Here is a 17,249-nt window from a genome sequence, read left to right as displayed (position 1 = left end):
AAGTATGACGGGTATAAACATAACAACAATACAAGGAATAAGATGATGAAATATGCCGCATTTAAACTGGCAGGGGTTGCACTGTCTCTCTCTCTGGCATGGAGTTCCGCCCAGGCCGCCGCGCTGCGCGTCGCCGCGGACCCGGTGCCGCACGCCGAGATCCTTAACTACATTAAGAAGATCGATCCCAGCCTCGACCTGAAAATCGTCGAACTCACCAGCGGCGTTAACGCCAACGAACTGCTGGCCAACGGCGATGTCGATGCCAACTACTTCCAGCACGTCCCCTATCTGAAAGATCAGGAGAAAGCGCTGGGCAAAACCTTCGCCGTCGCGGCGACCGTCCATATTGAGCCGCTGGGGATCTATTCGCGCAAGCATAAAGATTTTAAATCTCTGCCCGAGAACGCCACCGTGGCGGTACCGAATAACACCACTAACCTGAGCCGCGCGCTGTTCCTGCTGCAAAATCAGGGTTTGATTAAGCTGGCGGCAAAATTTACCGACCCGTCGACCACCCTGGCGACGCCGAAAGATATCGTGGAAAACCCGAAGCACCTGAAAATCCTTGAGATTGAATCACCGCAGATCCCGCGGTCGCTGGATGACGTTGACCTGGCGGTGATAAACGGCAACTACGCGCTGGAAGCCGGGCTGGTGCCGGCCAAAGACGCGCTGGGTCTGGAGAGCGCGACCAACAACCCGTACGCCAACATTCTGGTGACAACGCCGGCGCTGGCGAACGATCCGCGCATCAAGGCGCTGGCCAAAGACCTCACCTCGTCGCAGGTTGCCGAATTTATTCGTAAGCAGTATAACGGCTCGGTGATCCCGGTTGCTCCTCAGTCATGATTGAGATTGTCGGGCTGAGTAAAACCTATGCCGGAACAGGCCGACCGGCGCTAAACGATGTCTCTCTGCAGGTGCCGAGAGGAGCCGTTTACGGCATCCTCGGCCGCAGCGGTGCAGGCAAAAGTACGCTGATACGCTGCCTGAATCTGCTGGAGCGGCCCACGTCGGGCCGCATTATTGTGAACGGGAACGATATTACCCGGATGGATAAAACCGCGCTGCGCGAGTACCGGCTGCGTACCGGCATGATCTTCCAGCACTTTAATTTACTTCACGCCCGCAGCGTCGCCGACAATGTCGCGGTGCCGCTGGAGATAGCCAAAGTGCCGAAAGACGCCCGCCAGGCGCGGGTGGCGGAGCTGCTGGAACTGGTCGGGCTGGCGGATAAAGCCGCCGCCTTTCCGTCACAGCTTTCCGGCGGGCAAAAACAGCGCGTGGGGATCGCCCGCGCGCTGGCCGCGCGGCCGGATGTGCTGCTGTGCGATGAGGCCACCAGCGCCCTTGACCCCGAGACCACGGCCTCGGTGCTCAGCCTGCTGGCGGATATCAACCAAAAGCTGAACCTCACCATCGTGCTGATCACCCATGAGCTGGAAGTGGTGAAAACCCTCTGCGACCACGCAGCGCTGCTGGAGCACGGGGAGATTATTGAAAGCGGCAGAATTGCCGATTTGCTGGTGGCGCCATGGTCGCGGCTACGGCAGTCGCTGCTGCACGATCCTCAGGCAGAGCGGGATTTCCTCGCTCGCCACGGTTTTCACGGGAGGCCATTATGCGGAGTAGCATGAGTTGGGAAGATCTCTGGCCGCTGCTGCTTCAGGGCACGGTAGATACCGTTTATATGGTCGGCCTGGCGGCGCTGTTTACCGTGCTGCTCGGGCTGCCGACCGGCGTGCTGCTGTTTGTTTCACGCCGCAACGGCCTGGCGCCGATGCCGAAGCTCAACGCCGTGCTGGGCGCGATTATCAACTTTGGTCGTTCGCTGCCGTTTATCGTGCTGCTGATCGCGCTGATCCCGTTCACCCGGCTGATTATTGGCACCACCCTCGGCAGTACCGCCGCGGTGGTTCCGGTCACCATTGGCGCCTTTCCGTTCTTTGCGCGGCTGACGGAGAACGCGCTGGATGAAGTGGATTACGGGCGTATCGAAGCGATTTTATCGATGGGCGGCAATATCTGGCACGTGATCTTTAAATCGCTGCTGCCGGAAGCGCTGCCAACGCTGCTGGCCGGCATCACGCTGACCATCGTTATGCTGATCGGCTTCTCTTCGATGGCGGGCGTGATTGGCGGCGGCGGACTGGGCGATCTGGCCATTCGCTACGGCTATCAGCGCTTCAATAACGAGGTGATGTTCGGTACCGTGCTCATTCTGGTCGCGCTGGTGCAGGGCGTGCAGATGGCCGGCGACCGTCTGGTCCGCGGCCTCGCCCACCGTCGTTAACAATAAGCGGGTGGCCGCGCGCCATCCGCGATTAAAACCCGCTTTCGCGCGCCAGGGTGCGTATCAGCTCCGCTGCCGGCAGCTCGCGAATCAGGCTCACTCCCTGCCCGGCCCAGTGAGCACCGTACTGACGATCTCCCTGCGCTTTCGCCGCCGATGCCAGCGCCTTCCCGGCGTCGTAAGCCACGGGATAAGCCGGAATCAGCGGTGGATCGTTTATTTCACGCCAGCCGTTAACCAGACATCTCGCCGGGCGTCCGGAAATGGCTGAGGTTAAAACCGTTTGCCCGTCAGATGCGCTTTTAAGGGCCTCACGGTATCCGCCATCCGTGGACGATTCCGGGCACAGCAGAAACGCCGTCCCTAGCTGCGCCCCGTCTGCGCCCAGGTTCATTACGCTGTTAATTCCCGCGCCGTCCATCACGCCGCCAGCGGCGATAAGCGGAATATCGGCATGCCGTCTTATCGTCTGAACCAGAGTAAAGGTGCTCATCTGCCCGTCGGGCGCCAGCGGATCAAAGATGCCGCGATGGCCGCCGGCCTCGTAGCCCTGCGCCACCACCATATCGATTCCCTGCTCTACGGCCAGCAAAGCCTCTGCCACGCTGGTCGCGCTCGCCAGAGTGACGATCCCCTTTTCCCGCAGTCGGCGAAGGGTTTCACGATCCGGCACGCCAAAATGAAAGCTCACCGCCGCCGGAGTCAGGTCGAGCAGCAGCTCGGCCATCCGCGGCTGCTGCTGAAAACTCAGATAAATTTCCGCCAGCGTCTCCGGCGGCAAGCTGCCAAAGCGCGCAAATTCCGGGCGCAGCCGCGCCAGCCACCGGGCTTCACGCTGCGGATCCCTTACCGCCGGGGCGTGGCAAAACAGATTGACGTTAAACGGACGGGTGGTTAAGCGCCGGGTCCGGTTAATCAGCGTTTCAGCCTGCTCTACGGTTGACGAGCCCAGCCCCAGCGAGCCGAGCGCGCCGGCCCCGCTGACCGCTGCCGCCAGTTCCGGCGTCGACACGCCGGCCATCGGCGCCTGAATAATGGGGTAATCAATATCAAGCTGCTGCGTAAGCCTGTTGCTCATGGTTTGCCCTGTTGAAATTTGTGCGTTCGGGCCATTAAAATCTCTTTTAGAGATGATAAGATCAACATTATTTTCAAATTAAGAATAAAAATATGAACCACACCACATTAGAGATTTTTAAAACGGTGGCGCAAGAGCGCAGCGTCACCCGCGCAGCAAAGCGGCTGGGGCGAGCCCAGTCCAATATCACCACCCGCATTCACCAGCTGGAAGAGGAGCTGGGCGTGGAGCTGTTTGCCCGCGGCAATAAAAGGATGCTGCTGTCCCCCGCCGGTGAACATTTTTTGGGCTACGCGCTGAAAATCCTCAGCCTGGCCGAAGAGGCCAGACAGGCGCTGCATCCGGCGACGCCGGGCGGCAATTTACGCATGGGGGCGATGGACGCCACCGCCGCCAGCCGCCTGCCGCCGCTGCTTCCCCGGTTTCGCGCGCTGTGCCCGGAGGTGACGCTCACCCTCAAAACCCAGCCCACCCGTCAGCTGACCCAACAGGTGCTGGACGCCGCGCTGGATTGCGCGCTGGTGAGCCTGCCGCAGGGAACGCCTCCGCCCGATGACCTGGAGTACGTATCCATCTTTAAAGAACAGCTGCTGCTGGTGCTTCCCGCCAGCCCACAGCGCTTTCGCTTTGCCGCCTTTGCGCAGGGCTGTACCTACCGGGCGATGGGCGAAGCGTTTCTGGCGCAATCAGAGGAGGTGGAGAGCGAGATCCAGGACGTCGGCTCCTATCACGCGATGCTCGCCTGCGTCGCCTCCGGCGGCTATGCCGGTATCGTGCCGCAGAGCGTGCTCGATACCCTGACGCTGCCCGAAGCCAGCCAGCTGCGGCCGGTTGGCCAGGCGATCACCCAGCTTATCTGGCGCAAAGACTACGCGTCTCCCGCCCTCGAGAAAATGCGCCAGCTTCTGGAATCAGCTTCCGACCTTTGACGCTCGCCCCGCCCCTGCCGCCACCAGCGCGGCGGCAGCCAGCAGCGCAATGGCGGCCGCGCTCAGCGAAGGATTAAACGACCCGCTGCGGTCATACAGCGTTCCGGCAACCAGCGGGCCGACGATTTGCCCGATGCCGTAGGTCGCGGTCATGGCGGCAATCATATTGAACGAAACCAGATGATTAAGCCGCCTCCCCTCGGACAGCGCGATGGTCACGGTGCCCAAAAAGGTGCACCCCACCAGCAGCGCGCTTAATATGCAAAACGGTAACGCATGGCTCCACGCCGGGAGAATGACGCCGATTGCCTGAATCAGCAAATTAAGGGTAAACGCGCGGCGGTAGCCGAGCTTGATGACCAGCCGGTGCCAGATAAAGCAGGAGGGAACGGCGGCGAGGCCGAAAATGGCCCAGATCTGCACCGGATCGATAACGTTCAGCGAACCGCTGAGAAACAGCGGAAGATAGGTGGCGGTAATAATGTAGCCAAAGCCGGCCAGACCATAAATCAGCAGCAGTTTCCAAGCCTCCCGCACCCGCCCCTCGCCCTCCTCGCGGTGTGCGATCGCGGCGGGTTGATAAGCGATAAGGTAGTCGGCGGGGCTCAGCAGCAGACGCAGCGCGAGAACAAAAAGCACGCCAGAACTTATCGCGCATATCAGCCATATCTGCTGACTGGAGAGCGCCAGCGCCTTCCCCAGGGAGATAAATTCCGCCGACAAGAATATCCCCATTCCGACGCCAGAAAAAAGCACCGGCGCGCCGTTAGGGTGCTTCATATGCTGCAGTAGCCAGAGGGAGGCGGCGATCAGCGTCACCGCGCTGAGTAATCCGGCAATTCCGCGCACCACAATAATCGCCAGGGGGGAAACCAGAAACGCCAGTAAGGCCAGGCACACCAGCGTCAACAGTGCGGAAAGCAGGCTTAGCCACCTGGCGTCCGCGGGCCTGGCTTTCGCCAGCAGCAGCGCGCCGGCCAGATAGCCGGCATAGTTTGCCGAAGCGGCAAGATTACCTTCACGCAGCGTCAGCAGCTGCTCATTGAGCATCAGCGGCAGGATCCCGGTATAGGCAAACCGGCCATAGCCCATGCCAACGATCAGCACGACCGAACCGGCCAGCGCCAGCAGAAAGGCCTTCCATTCCGGCCTGGTTGCAAAAACGTTCACCCACTCCCCTCCATTATTATTCTCAAATAAAGAATTATTAGTAATAATCATTCTTTATTTATTATGATTTCGCTTGCCACGATGCGCAAGCAGCGCCATGCGGCAGCGCCCGGCCTGCGGGGAGAAACTTTACGGCAACGGCCGGGGGATGCTTCGGCGAGTAACGAAATGTGGAGTGAGGCGCTGGACATCCTTGTCCAGAGGGATTTAACGGTGGCTAAAAGCCAGTTTGGCAGCAAATAACATAAAGAGGCCGCCGGTTGCGCGGTCCATCCACCGAATAAATAGCGGCGTCTTTAATAGCCGAGCGGCAGAGCGGCTGGTCAGGATTAGCGTTAACGACCAGAGCGTCCCGATCGCCACATGGATGGCGACCAGCAGGAACGTCCAGACGATGGGCGAGTGGCCGGTCGGAATAAACTGCGGCAGGAAAGAGACGTAAAAGATCCCCATTTTCGGATTGAGCACATTGCCCATCATCCCTTTTAAAAACCAGTTACTTGCCGGCGCCGCCGCCCTGTCCTGATGAACAAAATGACCGCGCGGCTTGAGAATTAACTGAATGCCCAGCCAGCATAAATAGGCGGCCCCGCACCATTTGAGCAGGTCATAAGCCAGCTCCGATGCCGCCAGTAGCGCCCCAAGACCGAAGGCGACCGCAGCCCCCCAGATAAAACATCCCGTATCAATGCCCAGCGCCGCCTGAAAGGCTTTTTTTCCGCCTTCAACGGTCGCGGTTCGCAGAATTAAAGCGGTATCCAGGCCTGGGGTAAGGGTGAGCAACAGCGCAGCAAAAGAGTAAGCAAGAAGGGAATCAGCAACGGACATTTTCTCTCTCCGAAAGCGAAGATTCTAGATAAAACGCGCCGCAGAGACAATCGAAAAAATTCGCTTTGCCGGGCGCATTAAAAGCTCTTTGTGACAAATGGCCGCCGCAAAAGCGGATACAGTCAATCTACCAAACCTTTATCGATACAGGCTGTTATGACGCTTAACGCTATGCGCATCGCCAGGCCGGTCACCGACCTTTCACTCAGTTGCCACATGTACTGCACGGGCCTTGGGCTGGAGCAGATCGCGCAGTTTGCCGATCATGCCGGCTTTAGCGGCGTGATGGTCGGACGCCGCGATCTCGGCTGGCATCTTGAATTCACCCTCTGCCATCATCATCCGGTGAAGCCCTCTCCGGGCGAGGAAGATTTGCTGGTGCTTTATTACCCGGAAGCCGCGGAATGGCGGGAACAGTGTGCGAAAATGCTGACCGCCGGTTTTGCGCCGGTCAGCGCGTTCAATCCGTACTGGAATGTGAACGGTAAAACCTTTGTCGACGGCGACGGTTATCGCGTGGTGCTGCAAAACAGAAGCTGGCCATAGACGCTACTCCATAAGCCGGACGTCAGGATGGCGCGGGCTTGCCGCTTCGTGAAAAATATCGCCCAGCCAGCCGGGAATTTCCGCCTCCGGGAGATCGTCCGGGATGATGATCCCACGCAGCGGCGAACATTTCTGCTCGTTCAGATCGACGCGGAAAAGTAGCCAGCGTTCGCCCTGGCGCTGGACGCCAATATGGCGCCCGAATACGTCATAAATCAGCATTCCATCACCCTGCCGATCGCAGGGGATGATGGGCGGCTCATGCATGCCATTAGGCTTTGCCCTCGCGCAGCCACGGGGTCACGGTAATCCCTGTCAGCAGCCCTTCCGGGCTCAGCAGCCGCGTGACGGTTTGCCCCCACGGCTCAATGCGGTTGTCCACCAGCAGACGATAGCCTCTGGCCTTCAGCGCGTCGGTGGCGGTGTTGATATCGCGCACTTCAAACTCGACCCACGCCTGCGGCACCGGCAGATAGTCAGGCCAGAGATCGGCGTCAAAGCAGGAGCGCGCCGCCTGCGCCAGCGGCCACAGGGCAAAATGTTTTACCCCGCCGATGGCGTCATGTTCGGTCAGCAGATACTCTTCGTTACCGGGCATCGGTTTTAGCGGCAGGCCCAGCGCAGCCACATAAAACTCCCTGCTGGCCGGCGTCGATTGCGTTATCGGCCCAAAGCCGGCGACAAAAAGCACATCCATACCGTCTAAATCGTATTCCATACTCTCTCCTGTCATTATCCGTGATGCGTTAACAGATTTTATACTCTGCCGCGCACGACTTGCCCAGAATCCTCTTTTCTCATGACTATTTTTAGTGCGTTTGCCTGAATCATTGAGAAAACGCATGCTCTGCTCGTTGCGCCCGACGGCGCTGCGCTATGCTTAGCTTCCCTTTGGTTTTCAATACTTCGCGTTATGACCACTTCCGCCTGCACCACTCAGCTTAATCTGCGTATTATTTCTATCGTTGTTTTTACCTGTATCTGCTATCTCTCTATTGGCCTGCCGCTCGCCGTACTGCCGGGCTATATCCACTATCAGCTGGGCTATAGCCCCTTTATCGCCGGCGTGGTCATCAGCCTTCAGTACATCTCAACCCTGATCAGCCGCCCGCATGCGGGCCGCTACACCGACATCTGGGGGCCGAAAAAAGTCGTCAGTCGGGGGATTGTTTGCTGCCTGCTCAGCGGTCTCTTCACGCTGCTCGCGGTCTTGCTGCAATCCTCGCCGCCGCTGGCCGTTGCCGCGCTGTTGGTGGGGCGCATTTTCCTCGGCGTCGGGGAAAGTTTTACCGCCACCGGCGCGACCCTTTGGGGGATCAAAACCGTCGGTGCGATTCACACTTCGCGGGTGATCTCGTGGAACGGCGTGGCGACCTACGTCGCCATGGCGGTCGGCGCCCCGCTGGGTGTCATGCTTAACGGCTATTTTGGCATCAGCGGATTTGCCGCCGTGGTGATCCTGGCGGCGGCGGTTGGCCTGCTCTATGCCCGTACGCGGCAGGACGTCAGCGTGACGGCGGGGATCAGAGCGCCGTTTCATGTGGTGGCGCGCAAAATCTGGCCCTACGGGCTGGGGCTGGCGCTGGGTACCGTCGGTTTTGGGGTTATCGCAACCTTTATTACCCTCTACTTCTCCGCCCATAGCTGGCAAGGCGCGGCGTTTACCCTCTCCCTGTTCAGCATCGGTTTTATCTGCATCCGCCTGATCCTGGGCAACACCATTACCCGCTACGGCGGCGTGCGGGTATCGTTAATCTGTTTTGCGATCGAATGTATCGGCCTGCTGATCATCTGGTCGGCCTCCTCGGCGTGGATGGCCGGAATGGGCGCCTTTCTCACCGGCTCGGGCTTTTCGCTGGTCTTCCCGGCGCTTGGCGTGGAAGCGGTGAAACAGGTTGAAGAACAGAATCAGGGCACCGCGCTGGGCACCTATTCGGCCTTTCTCGATCTGGCGTTGGGATTAACCGGCCCGGTCGCCGGCTGGGTGGCCGGTTATTACGATCTGGAGACTATTTATTTGTTGGCGGCGGCGGTGGTCGCGCTGGCATTTATCTTGATTTTGCGCATTTACCTGCAACAACGCGCTGCTTTACCGCGAACCTGAGGAAGCATCGTCGAAAGATAACCGGCGCAAATATGGGTAAAAAATTAATCAATAATTGACGGCAATTCGGCTTCCGTGCCACCATCGCTTCAGCGTCCGGCAAGCGGCGCGATGGTGGTACGGGTGAATATCAGAGACCGCATGTTTAAGGTCCATGCCCGTCCGCAACCTGATTCTGGCGGGAATAAAGACATGCACCAAAGTTTTAATCAGCGCGTTCATTTCTATTACTGCATTCTGGTGGCGCTGAAAATACACGCAAAATCGAAGAAATCAGGCGGTATCCGCGGGAAAAATAATTTCCTGCTCAAGTGGCTACGTAAAGCGCAGGACAACAATATATTCCACCCGGATATTACCAGCGAGATCGAATGGCTGCGCGGCAAAATCATTCAGGCCGGCTACGATACCGACCTTGAACCCATGCTCGATTTTGTCTACGCCACCGCCAAACGCGCGGAAGATCTTAAGAACGCCGACTGATTCACGCCCGAGCCGCCTGGCCCGAGCGTTGTACTTTAGCCTTTGTTACGGTGCGTCAGGAGATAGACTGCCGGGATCACCAGCATCGAGAGCAGCGGCGCGGTGATCATCCCGCCGATCATCGGCGCGGCGATACGCTGCATCACCTCAGATCCGGTGCCCCCTCCCCACATAATCGGCAGCAGTCCGGCCATGATTGTCGCCACGGTCATCACTTTCGGGCGCACGCGCAGCACGGCCCCTTCATGAATCGCCTCGTTGAGCGCTCGATCGTTCAGCTCGGGGCTACGTTTCGCGATCGCCTGGTTCAAATAGAGCACCATAATCACCCCGAACTCCGCCGCCACGCCGGCAAGCGCAATAAAGCCCACGGCGGCGGCTACCGACAGGTTGTAGCCCAGCAGCCAGAGCAGCCAGACGCCGCCGATCAGCGAAAACGGCAAAGTTCCCATAATCAGCAGAGCGTCTTTAACGCGGCTGAAAGTGACGTAAAGCAGGATAAAGATAATCATCAGGGTAAACGGCAGCACGATTTTCAGCTTCGCGGTGGCGCGCTCAAGGTACTCATACTGCCCGGACCAGGTCAGCGAGATGCCTTCCGGCAGCCTGACCCGTTTGCCGACCTCGCTCTGCATTTCATCAACTGCGGATTTTAAGTCGCGCCCGCGAATATCCACGTAGATCCAGTCCGACAGGCGGGCGTTTTCGCTTTTCAGCATCGGCGGGCCGTCGGTAATGGTGATGTCCGCCAGTTCCGAGAGCGCTACCTGCGCCCCGCCGCTGGTCACTACCGGCAGATCGCGCAGCTTTTGCAGCGAGTCGCGCATTTCTCGCGGGTAGCGGACGCCGATCGGGTAACGTTCTCGCCCCTCGATGGTTTCGCCGATGTTATCGCCGCCGACGACGCTGGCGACGATTGACTGCAGCTCCTTCACCGACACGCCGTAGCGGGCGGCTTTCACCCGGTCGATAGCGATATCAATATAGCGGCCGCCGTCGAGGCGTTCCGCCAGCGCCGACGTCACCCCCGGTACGCTACGCACGATGCGCTCAATCTCTTCGGCGGTCTTTTCGATCTCCGCCAGATTGTTACCGTTCACTTTGATGCCGACCGGGCTTTTGATGCCGGTCGCCAGCATGTCCAGGCGATTACGGATCGGCGGTACCCAGACGTTGGCTATCCCCGGTACCTTCACCGTATTGTCGAGCTCCTCGATCAGCTTATCCATGGTCATGCCGGGCCGCCATTCGCTTTTCGGCTTGAACTGAATCGTGGTTTCCAGCATGGTCAGCGGCGCCGGGTCGGTAGCGCTGTCCGCCCGCCCGGCCTTGCCGAATACGCTTTGCACTTCAGGAATGGTCTTGATCAGACGGTCGGTCTGCTGCAGCAAGCGTCCCGCTTCGCGGCTGGAGATCCCCGGCAGCGTGGAGGGCATATACAACAGGTCGCCCTCGTCAATTTGCGGCAGAAATTCGCTGCCGAGCTGCGCCAGCGGCCACAGCGTGGCAACCAGCAGCAGGCCCGCCGCCGCCAGCGTCGCCTTCGGCCACTGCAAAACTTTATCCAGCAGCGGCTCATAGGCGCGAATCAGCCAGCGGTTGAGCGGATTGGCGGTTTCATCAGGAATTTTGCCGCGAATAAAGTAGCCCATCAGCACCGGCACCAGGGTGATCCCGAGTCCGGCGGCCACCGCCATCGAATACGTTTTGGTGAAGGCCAGCGGCGAGAACATCTTGCCCTCCTGCGCCTCGAGGGTGAACACCGGAATAAACGACAGGGTGATAATCAGCAGGCTGCAAAACAGCGCAGGCCCCACTTCCGACGCCGCGTGCTGGGCAATCTGCCAGTAGTCGGCGGAGGACGGCTGGCGTTCAGGGTGCTCGTGCCGCCACTGCTCCAGCACCTTATGCATATTTTCTATCATCACGATTGCCGCATCGACCATGGCCCCGATGGCGATCGCAATCCCGCCGAGCGACATCATATTGGCGCTGACGCCCTGATAGTGCATCACAATAAACGCGCCAAGGATCCCCAGCGGCAGCGTGATCATCGCCACCAGCGCGCTGCGGAAGTGGAACAGAAACAGCGAGCAGACCACCGCCACGACGATAAACTCCTCAATGAGCTTATGGGTCAGGGTCTCGACGGAGTTTTTAATCAGCTGCGAACGATCGTAGACCGGAACAATCTCCACGCCTGCGGGCAGGCTTTTTTGGACTTCCGCCAGTTTGGCCTTTACCGCGTTAATGGTGCTGAGCGCGTTTTTACCCGAGCGCATAATGATAATCCCGCCCGCCACCTCGCCCTGGCCGTTGAGCTCGGCGACGCCGCGCCGGATCGCCGGTCCCCGGCGCACGCTGGCGACGTCGGAGAGCAGCACCGGCACGCCGCTGCGCGCAGCGATAACCACCTGGTTAAAGTCGTCGATGGACTTCAGGTAGCCGGTGGTGCGCACCATATATTCGGCTTCGCCCAGCTCGAGCACCGAACCGCCCCCTTCCTGGTTGGCACTCTGGATCGCGCTAATCACCTGCTCGTGGGTGACGTTCAGCGCCCGCAGCCGGTCAGGATTAAGGATCACCTGATACTCTTTGACCATTCCGCCGACGCTGGCCACCTCCGAAACATCCGGCACGGTTTTCAGCTCATATTTGAGGATCCAGTCCTGAATCGCCCGCAGGTCGCCGAGGCTATGCTGGCCGCTTTTGTCGGTAAGCACATATTCAAACACCCAGCCGACGCCGGTGGCATCCGGCCCCAGCGACGCTTTCGCTTCCGGCGGCAGGCTGCTCTGGACCTGGCTCAGGTACTCCAGCACGCGGGAGCGCGCCCAGTACGGGTCCGTTCCATCATCAAACAGCACATAGACATAAGCATCGCCGAACATCGAAAAGCCGCGCACGGTTTTCGCTCCCGGCACCGACAGCATGGTGGTGGTCAGCGGGTAGGTCACCTGATCTTCGACAATCTGCGGCGCTTTCCCCGGATAGCTCACGCGAATGATCACCTGGGTATCGGAGAGATCCGGCAGCGCGTCCAGCGGCGCCTGCTGTACCGACCAGACGCCCCAGGCGGCCATAATCAGCGTCGCCAGCAATACCAGCAGACGGTTGCGCAATGACCAGCGGATAACGGCGGCAATCATGGCTGCTCCTTAGCGCCGTTCAGCGGCATCATTGAGGTGACTCGCGCCCCTTCATCAGTCAGGACGAAGTGAAACATCACCGACTCGCCGGGCCGCATCTGTTCCCGCAGCTGCGGCGTAATAGCAAAATCCATGATCATCGCCGGCCATTTCAGCGCCGGTACCGGCTGGTGCGCGATGGTTACCGCCTCATCGCTCACGGCCTTAATAACGCCCTGCGCTGAGTAGCTTTTTGCTTCCTCCTCTTGCCCGGCCATTTGCGGCAGCGCGCTGCGCAGGCTGGCTTCGGAGTCAATCAGGAACTGCCCGGAAGTCACCACCTTTTGGCCCGCTTCGAGGCCGGATTTAATCTCAACCAGACCATTCTGCGTTCGCCCTGCGGTCACCTCGACCGGACGGAAATGCCCCTCGCCGTCGGCGATCAGCACCCGATTACTGGTGCCGGTGGCAATTAATGCCTCTTCCGGAATAGCCAGAACGGCGCTCTCCTGCTGCGCCTCAGCCAGCTCAACGTTCAAATACATGCCCGGCTTGAGCCGATGCTGCGGATTATTCAGCACTACGCGGGCTTTCAACGTACGGGTGGTGGCTTCGAGGTCGGGAAGCAGTTCGCTGACGGTTCCCTGAAACGCCATACCGGGCCAGCTGCCGGTGGTGGCTGTCACCTTACTGCCTTCGCGCAGCAGGCTGGCCTGGCTTTGCGGGTAATCAATCACGATCCAGACCGGATCGAGGCTGGCCAGCTCGAACAGCGGTTGGGCTGTCGTGACCTGCGCGCCGGTGCGCACATCCAGCTTGCTGACGTAGCCATCGTGCGGCGCGCGCACCGTCATGCGGGTTTGCGGTTGACCGCTGCGCTCAACGCTACGGATAACCGCTTCCGGCATAAACTGCAGCCGCAGGCGGTCGCGGGCCGCGGCGGTCAGCCCGCTATCGCCCAGCCGCCTCACCGCCAGATACTCCTGCTGCGCCGCCGCCCACTGCGGGATCCACAGCTCCGCCAGCGGCTCGTTCTTTTTCACAAACTGCTGGGAGGCGTTGACGTAAAGTTTCTCAATCAGACCGCTGGCCAGCGCCGGTACCGTTTCAACGCCCCGCTCATCAATGGCCACGGTAGCAAAAGCATTGAGCTTCATCGCCAGCGTCTGGCGGGAGACGTTCGCCGTACGGACGCCAAGGTTTTGCTGCTGGCGGGCGCTAATCTGCACGCCCCCGGCGTCTTCTCCCGCGCCTTCATCGGCGTAACGCGGCACCAGATCCATATCCATAAACGGCGATTTACCCGGTTTATCAAAGCGCGTAGCGGGGGCCATTGGATCGTACCAGTACAGCACTTTGCGGCCCGTTTCCGCCTGGCCGCCGCCAGCGGCGGGCATCGGCGCGCTTCGCGAACCCAGCCAGTAGCCGCCCGCGGCGGCAAGGGCGACGGCCAGCGCCACAAGGGTAAGAGCAGATTTAAGCTTCATTATTTAACATCCTGTGGAATAAGGTAGCGAATAGCGGCCCACGCATCGGCAAGCGCTTTCTCCGCATTGTTGCTGGCAATTTCTCCGCTCAGGAGATCGCGACGGGCGGCGAGCAGCTCAGGCAGCGCGGAGCTGCCGCCCCGATACTGGGCATTGACGAGACTCACCTTCTTGCGCAGCAGCGGCAGCACCTCGCTTTGCTGGCGATCGTAAATGGCTTTCGCGGCGTTATATTGCGAAATCAGCTGATACTGCTGCGCCTGATGTTCGCGCATCAATAACGTCAGCCGATCGTTGGCTTCATAGGTACGGGAGACGTCCGCTGCGTGGTCTTTGTCCTGACGTTTGCCCTGAAAAATAGGCATATCGACGGTAAACATGACCCCCACCATGTCGTCATAATCATCACCGCGTCGGGCGTAATAAACCTCAACGCCCACGTCGGGGATCGCCGCGACTTCCGACTGACCTGATTTCGCTTTCGCCAGATCGGCTTCTCTGGCGGCCTGGATCACTTCCGGGTGAAGTTTAATCCCGGCCATTAGGTCGGCTTCGTCGGCAGGCAGACGTTCAATGCGCGGCAGCGGGCCGGAGATATCGCGGACCTCCTTCCCGGTGAGCTGCAACAGGCGCGCCTGGGCGATCTGGACATCGCGGCGGGCGTTATCCTGCTCATTTTTCATCGCATTCAGCGCCAGCTGAACGTCCAGCACGCTGCTGGGACTGGCGCTGGCGCTGCTGACGCCGGCCTTTTGTACGTCGATTTGCCGGGACGTTTCGCTAATCAACGTCTGCACCGAGCGCAGCGACTTCTGCGCCACCGCCAGCGCCAGCCACGCCTGGGCGGTTTCCCGCTGCAGCCGGGCACGAATAACATCGGCATTAGCGGCGGTCTGGCGCGCCTCGGCGGTAATGGAGTCGGCTTTCCGTTCACGCTTGGTACTGCTGACGTAGTCCTGCATCACGCCAACTCTTTGCATGGTCATCCCCTCGCGGGTGAGACGGCCGGCGTTATTGCCGCCCAGCGGGACGTTTTCAATACCAAATTTCAGCTTCGGATCGGGGAGCTGCATCGCGGAATCCGCCATATTCTTCAAAGCGTTAACCTGATGATCGTTGGCGGAGAGCTCGGCGGAGTAGTTTTCCGCCGCCGACAGGGCCTCAGAAAGCGTCGTTGCCCAGCCGTTGGTGGACATCAGCGACAGTAAAAGCGGCAGCCCGCAGGCCGCCTTATTGAAGATGTGCATAATGACTCCGGAATTATCGCGCGGTAATTGAAACGATCGCGTAGCCGGAGTCGGTCTGGCGGAAGGTGAAATCGACCTGCTCTCCCACCGCCAGCTTTTTATCGTGGTTATCAGCGAGCGCAAAGCTCATGGTCATCGCCGGCCAGTTCAGCTCGGTAACCGGAGAGTGGGCAATCACGACGGCATCGTCGCGCCAGGCTTTAATGACCCCGCTGGCCGAATAAAGCGTGGCGGAATCATCCGCCTTCTTCATCTCCGGCATATCCGCCATGGAGGACATGGTGTGATGGTGCATCGCGGCGTCTTCCGCGCTGGCGGTAAATGCGCTGAAGGAAAAAGTCAGTACGCTGGTAATAAGCAGAAAAATAGAGGTCGAACGCATAATAAAGTCTCCGAAAAAAACATAAAGTCGCCCGCAGACCGGGCAGATCTGATGAATGTTTTTAACGGTGCGTTATTCCCTGAAACGGCAGAAGCGTATCTCAACCGGGGGACCGGTGACCGGCGGCGTGCGCCAGTCCATACGTTCAGCGCAGGTCTCCTGCTGCGGGGAAACCACGAGTAGCGCGGTTTCGGAGGGGAGCGCGTTCAGCTGTAGAGAGGTTAAGGAGTTAGGCTGCGCGGTATCGGGGTCGCAGTGCTTCTCACAGATAACTTTCTGGCCGACGTTTTCCATGCCGGGCATATTCATCATGCCATCGACAATATGGTGAATCTGCACCTGCGGCACCGCGGGCTGCTGCTGGCCGCCATGGTGCGCCGCGACGGCGAGCTGAAGGTTGAGCAGTAACCAACAGGCAATAACAAGCCCTGCGCGGATACGAAGCCGGCGCCGGGTTGCTTGTTTAAATAATGCCTGTAGTGACTGAATCATAGTGATATTCGCAATTAGACGACCGCTGGATTAAATCACACTCACTGCAAGAATTAAACGATATTTCAAAGAGAAAACTCCAGGTTAAATAGAATGAAGTTTCTCTATAAATATTTACACCAAAAAGGGATATCAGTATTTGACCTTCCCCTTGGGGGAAGGTGTATAGCCGGCAGATAATGTATTTAATAAATAGCAAAAATGTTATTTATATGTAATTAGCAAAAGTGAACGCGATTATTATTCCAGCACCAACGTATCGCCGGTTGCCGGCGCGCTACTCTCCGCTAGCCACCAGCGCCCCCATGAACCGGTGCAGTGGCAGGCCATCACCTCCTCGACCTTCTGCTGGCGCAAGAATTGTCTAAGCTGACGAATTGCCCACGGCGGCGCGCTGCGCAGATGAAGACCGCCGATGATGGCGCGTATCTGCTGGACGCCGGTGATCTTCTGACAGTGGCGAATCGTATCGATCAATCCGCGATGCCCGCAGCCGCAGATAATGACTAACCCTCGCGTCGTGCGGTAGATCAGGACGCCTTCATCGACAATATAGTCCTCACCCTGGGATTGACCCGTCAGGAGGCCATAGGCACGCGGGTGAGCGACCGTAATCTCACCGGACCACAGCAGTCGTTCGCCGATCGCCACCGGCTCGCGGCTGTACTCCATGCGGTGGCGGGAGTAGTCGATATCTCGCGACAGCTTTTTGACTTTCCAGCTGCGTCCTGCGAGAGATAACGCCGAGTAGCGGGTGAATCCAATCTGCGGATGACAAATAATACGGCTGTTGTCCGGCAGCCACGGCACCCCGCCGCAGTGATCGTAATGTCCATGGGAGAGCACCGTGGCGGTCAGGTCAGATAAAGAGACGCCCATACGCTGCGCATTATGAAGAAACGTGCCGTCTGGCCCGGTATCAAACAGCACCCGGCTGGTTTCATCCTCCACAAGCAGGCTTAATCCGGGTTTCGCCTGCAGCAGGCTGTCCTGCCCCTTGCCAAGCCGGTTTTCGAGTAACACCTTAATGATTAACGCCATTTAATGACCATCCCCCTGGTTTGCGACGCCTACTGTAG

General features: G+C 59.2%; 18 protein-coding genes. 7 read left to right on the top strand and 11 right to left on the bottom strand.

Annotated features, from left to right (window positions below; genetic code table 11):
* Positions 1-45 precede the first annotated feature (45 nt).
* From ACESQ2_RS08390 to ACESQ2_RS08380, 3 genes are read left to right on the top strand one after another with little or no spacing between them, the layout of a single operon-like run.
* A complete protein-coding gene (locus ACESQ2_RS08390; RefSeq protein ID WP_373170313.1) occupies positions 46-852 on the top strand; it encodes a MetQ/NlpA family ABC transporter substrate-binding protein in 807 nt (268 codons plus the stop codon).
* Positions 849-1,640, top strand: a complete 792-nt coding sequence (locus ACESQ2_RS08385) for a methionine ABC transporter ATP-binding protein (RefSeq protein ID WP_075208448.1) — start codon at positions 849-851, stop codon at positions 1,638-1,640. The genes ACESQ2_RS08390 and ACESQ2_RS08385 overlap by 4 nt, the downstream gene beginning before the upstream one ends.
* Complete coding sequence (locus tag ACESQ2_RS08380) at positions 1,637-2,296, top strand: methionine ABC transporter permease (protein ID WP_009654800.1); 660 nt, start codon at positions 1,637-1,639, stop codon at positions 2,294-2,296. The genes ACESQ2_RS08385 and ACESQ2_RS08380 overlap by 4 nt, the downstream gene beginning before the upstream one ends.
* Positions 2,297-2,327: 31 nt before the next feature.
* Here the strand turns inward: ACESQ2_RS08380 and ACESQ2_RS08375 are convergent, their stop codons facing one another.
* Positions 2,328-3,374 (bottom strand): NAD(P)H-dependent flavin oxidoreductase, encoded by a 1,047-nt coding sequence (locus ACESQ2_RS08375; RefSeq protein ID WP_373170292.1) that lies wholly within the window; start codon positions 3,372-3,374, stop codon positions 2,328-2,330.
* A 92-nt stretch (positions 3,375-3,466) separates the two neighbouring features.
* Here ACESQ2_RS08375 and ACESQ2_RS08370 point away from each other — a divergent pair, with 92 nt between their 5' ends.
* On the top strand, positions 3,467-4,303 hold the full coding sequence (locus tag ACESQ2_RS08370) for a LysR family transcriptional regulator (RefSeq protein WP_046878004.1): 837 nt from the start codon (positions 3,467-3,469) through the stop codon (positions 4,301-4,303).
* Here ACESQ2_RS08370 and ACESQ2_RS08365 read toward each other — a convergent pair.
* Together ACESQ2_RS08365 and ACESQ2_RS08360 are read right to left on the bottom strand one after the other, a co-directional pair.
* Positions 4,286-5,473, bottom strand: coding sequence for a YbfB/YjiJ family MFS transporter (locus tag ACESQ2_RS08365; RefSeq protein ID WP_224225853.1), 1,188 nt, complete (start codon positions 5,471-5,473; stop codon positions 4,286-4,288). The genes ACESQ2_RS08370 and ACESQ2_RS08365 overlap by 18 nt on opposite strands.
* Positions 5,474-5,680: 207 nt before the next feature.
* Positions 5,681-6,301 (bottom strand): LysE family translocator, encoded by a 621-nt coding sequence (locus ACESQ2_RS08360; RefSeq protein WP_014229472.1) that lies wholly within the window; start codon positions 6,299-6,301, stop codon positions 5,681-5,683.
* A gap of 156 nt (positions 6,302-6,457) precedes the next feature.
* On the opposite strand from ACESQ2_RS08360, the gene ACESQ2_RS08355 reads away from it, so the two are divergent.
* A complete protein-coding gene (locus tag ACESQ2_RS08355; RefSeq protein ID WP_102803889.1) occupies positions 6,458-6,847 on the top strand; it encodes a VOC family protein in 390 nt (129 codons plus the stop codon).
* A gap of 3 nt (positions 6,848-6,850) precedes the next feature.
* Here the strand turns inward: ACESQ2_RS08355 and ACESQ2_RS08350 are convergent, their stop codons facing one another.
* Both ACESQ2_RS08350 and ACESQ2_RS08345 read right to left on the bottom strand, forming a co-directional pair.
* Complete coding sequence (locus tag ACESQ2_RS08350; protein ID WP_025105738.1) at positions 6,851-7,069, bottom strand: hypothetical protein; 219 nt, start codon at positions 7,067-7,069, stop codon at positions 6,851-6,853.
* Between the two features lie 49 nt (positions 7,070-7,118).
* Positions 7,119-7,565 carry a glyoxalase/bleomycin resistance/dioxygenase family protein gene (locus ACESQ2_RS08345; RefSeq protein WP_009654757.1) on the bottom strand — a complete coding sequence of 149 codons (447 nt, stop codon included), beginning with the start codon at positions 7,563-7,565 and terminating at the stop codon, positions 7,119-7,121.
* A gap of 195 nt (positions 7,566-7,760) precedes the next feature.
* Between ACESQ2_RS08345 and ACESQ2_RS08340 the strand changes: the two genes are divergently transcribed.
* Both ACESQ2_RS08340 and ACESQ2_RS08335 read left to right on the top strand, forming a co-directional pair.
* Positions 7,761-8,951, top strand: a complete 1,191-nt coding sequence (locus tag ACESQ2_RS08340) for an MFS transporter (RefSeq protein ID WP_185220126.1) — start codon at positions 7,761-7,763, stop codon at positions 8,949-8,951.
* A gap of 192 nt (positions 8,952-9,143) precedes the next feature.
* The gene (locus tag ACESQ2_RS08335; protein WP_009654750.1) at positions 9,144-9,434 is read left to right on the top strand and encodes a hypothetical protein; all 291 of its coding nucleotides are present in this window, start codon (positions 9,144-9,146) and stop codon (positions 9,432-9,434) included.
* Between the two features lie 35 nt (positions 9,435-9,469).
* On the opposite strand, the gene ACESQ2_RS08330 is transcribed toward ACESQ2_RS08335, so the two are convergent.
* The 6 genes from ACESQ2_RS08330 to ACESQ2_RS08305 all read right to left on the bottom strand — a co-directional run bounded on the left by ACESQ2_RS08330 (position 9,470) and on the right by ACESQ2_RS08305 (position 17,211).
* A complete protein-coding gene (locus ACESQ2_RS08330; protein WP_049070753.1) occupies positions 9,470-12,583 on the bottom strand; it encodes an efflux RND transporter permease subunit in 3,114 nt (1,037 codons plus the stop codon).
* The gene (locus ACESQ2_RS08325; RefSeq protein WP_046878010.1) at positions 12,580-14,049 is read right to left on the bottom strand and encodes an efflux RND transporter periplasmic adaptor subunit; all 1,470 of its coding nucleotides are present in this window, start codon (positions 14,047-14,049) and stop codon (positions 12,580-12,582) included. The genes ACESQ2_RS08330 and ACESQ2_RS08325 overlap by 4 nt, the downstream gene beginning before the upstream one ends.
* The gene (locus ACESQ2_RS08320) at positions 14,049-15,296 is read right to left on the bottom strand and encodes a TolC family protein (RefSeq protein WP_047684879.1); all 1,248 of its coding nucleotides are present in this window, start codon (positions 15,294-15,296) and stop codon (positions 14,049-14,051) included. The genes ACESQ2_RS08325 and ACESQ2_RS08320 overlap by 1 nt, the downstream gene beginning before the upstream one ends.
* 13 nt (positions 15,297-15,309) lie before the next feature.
* A complete protein-coding gene (locus ACESQ2_RS08315; protein WP_014229479.1) occupies positions 15,310-15,678 on the bottom strand; it encodes a copper-binding protein in 369 nt (122 codons plus the stop codon).
* 72 nt (positions 15,679-15,750) lie between these two features.
* Positions 15,751-16,170: a hypothetical protein gene (locus ACESQ2_RS08310; RefSeq protein WP_032694363.1), complete on the bottom strand. Its 420-nt coding sequence runs from the start codon at positions 16,168-16,170 to the stop codon at positions 15,751-15,753.
* 240 nt (positions 16,171-16,410) lie between these two features.
* Positions 16,411-17,211: an MBL fold metallo-hydrolase gene (locus tag ACESQ2_RS08305; protein WP_345911274.1), complete on the bottom strand. Its 801-nt coding sequence runs from the start codon at positions 17,209-17,211 to the stop codon at positions 16,411-16,413.
* Between the last annotated feature and the right edge of the window lie 38 nt (positions 17,212-17,249).

Origin of the sequence: Klebsiella sp. Q11 (assembly GCF_964241505.1) — a bacterium.
Classification (GTDB): Bacteria; Pseudomonadota; Gammaproteobacteria; order Enterobacterales; family Enterobacteriaceae; genus Klebsiella; species Klebsiella michiganensis.
The sequence above is the reverse complement of the archived record's forward strand: the minus strand, read 5'-3'. Positions and strand labels throughout refer to the sequence as shown.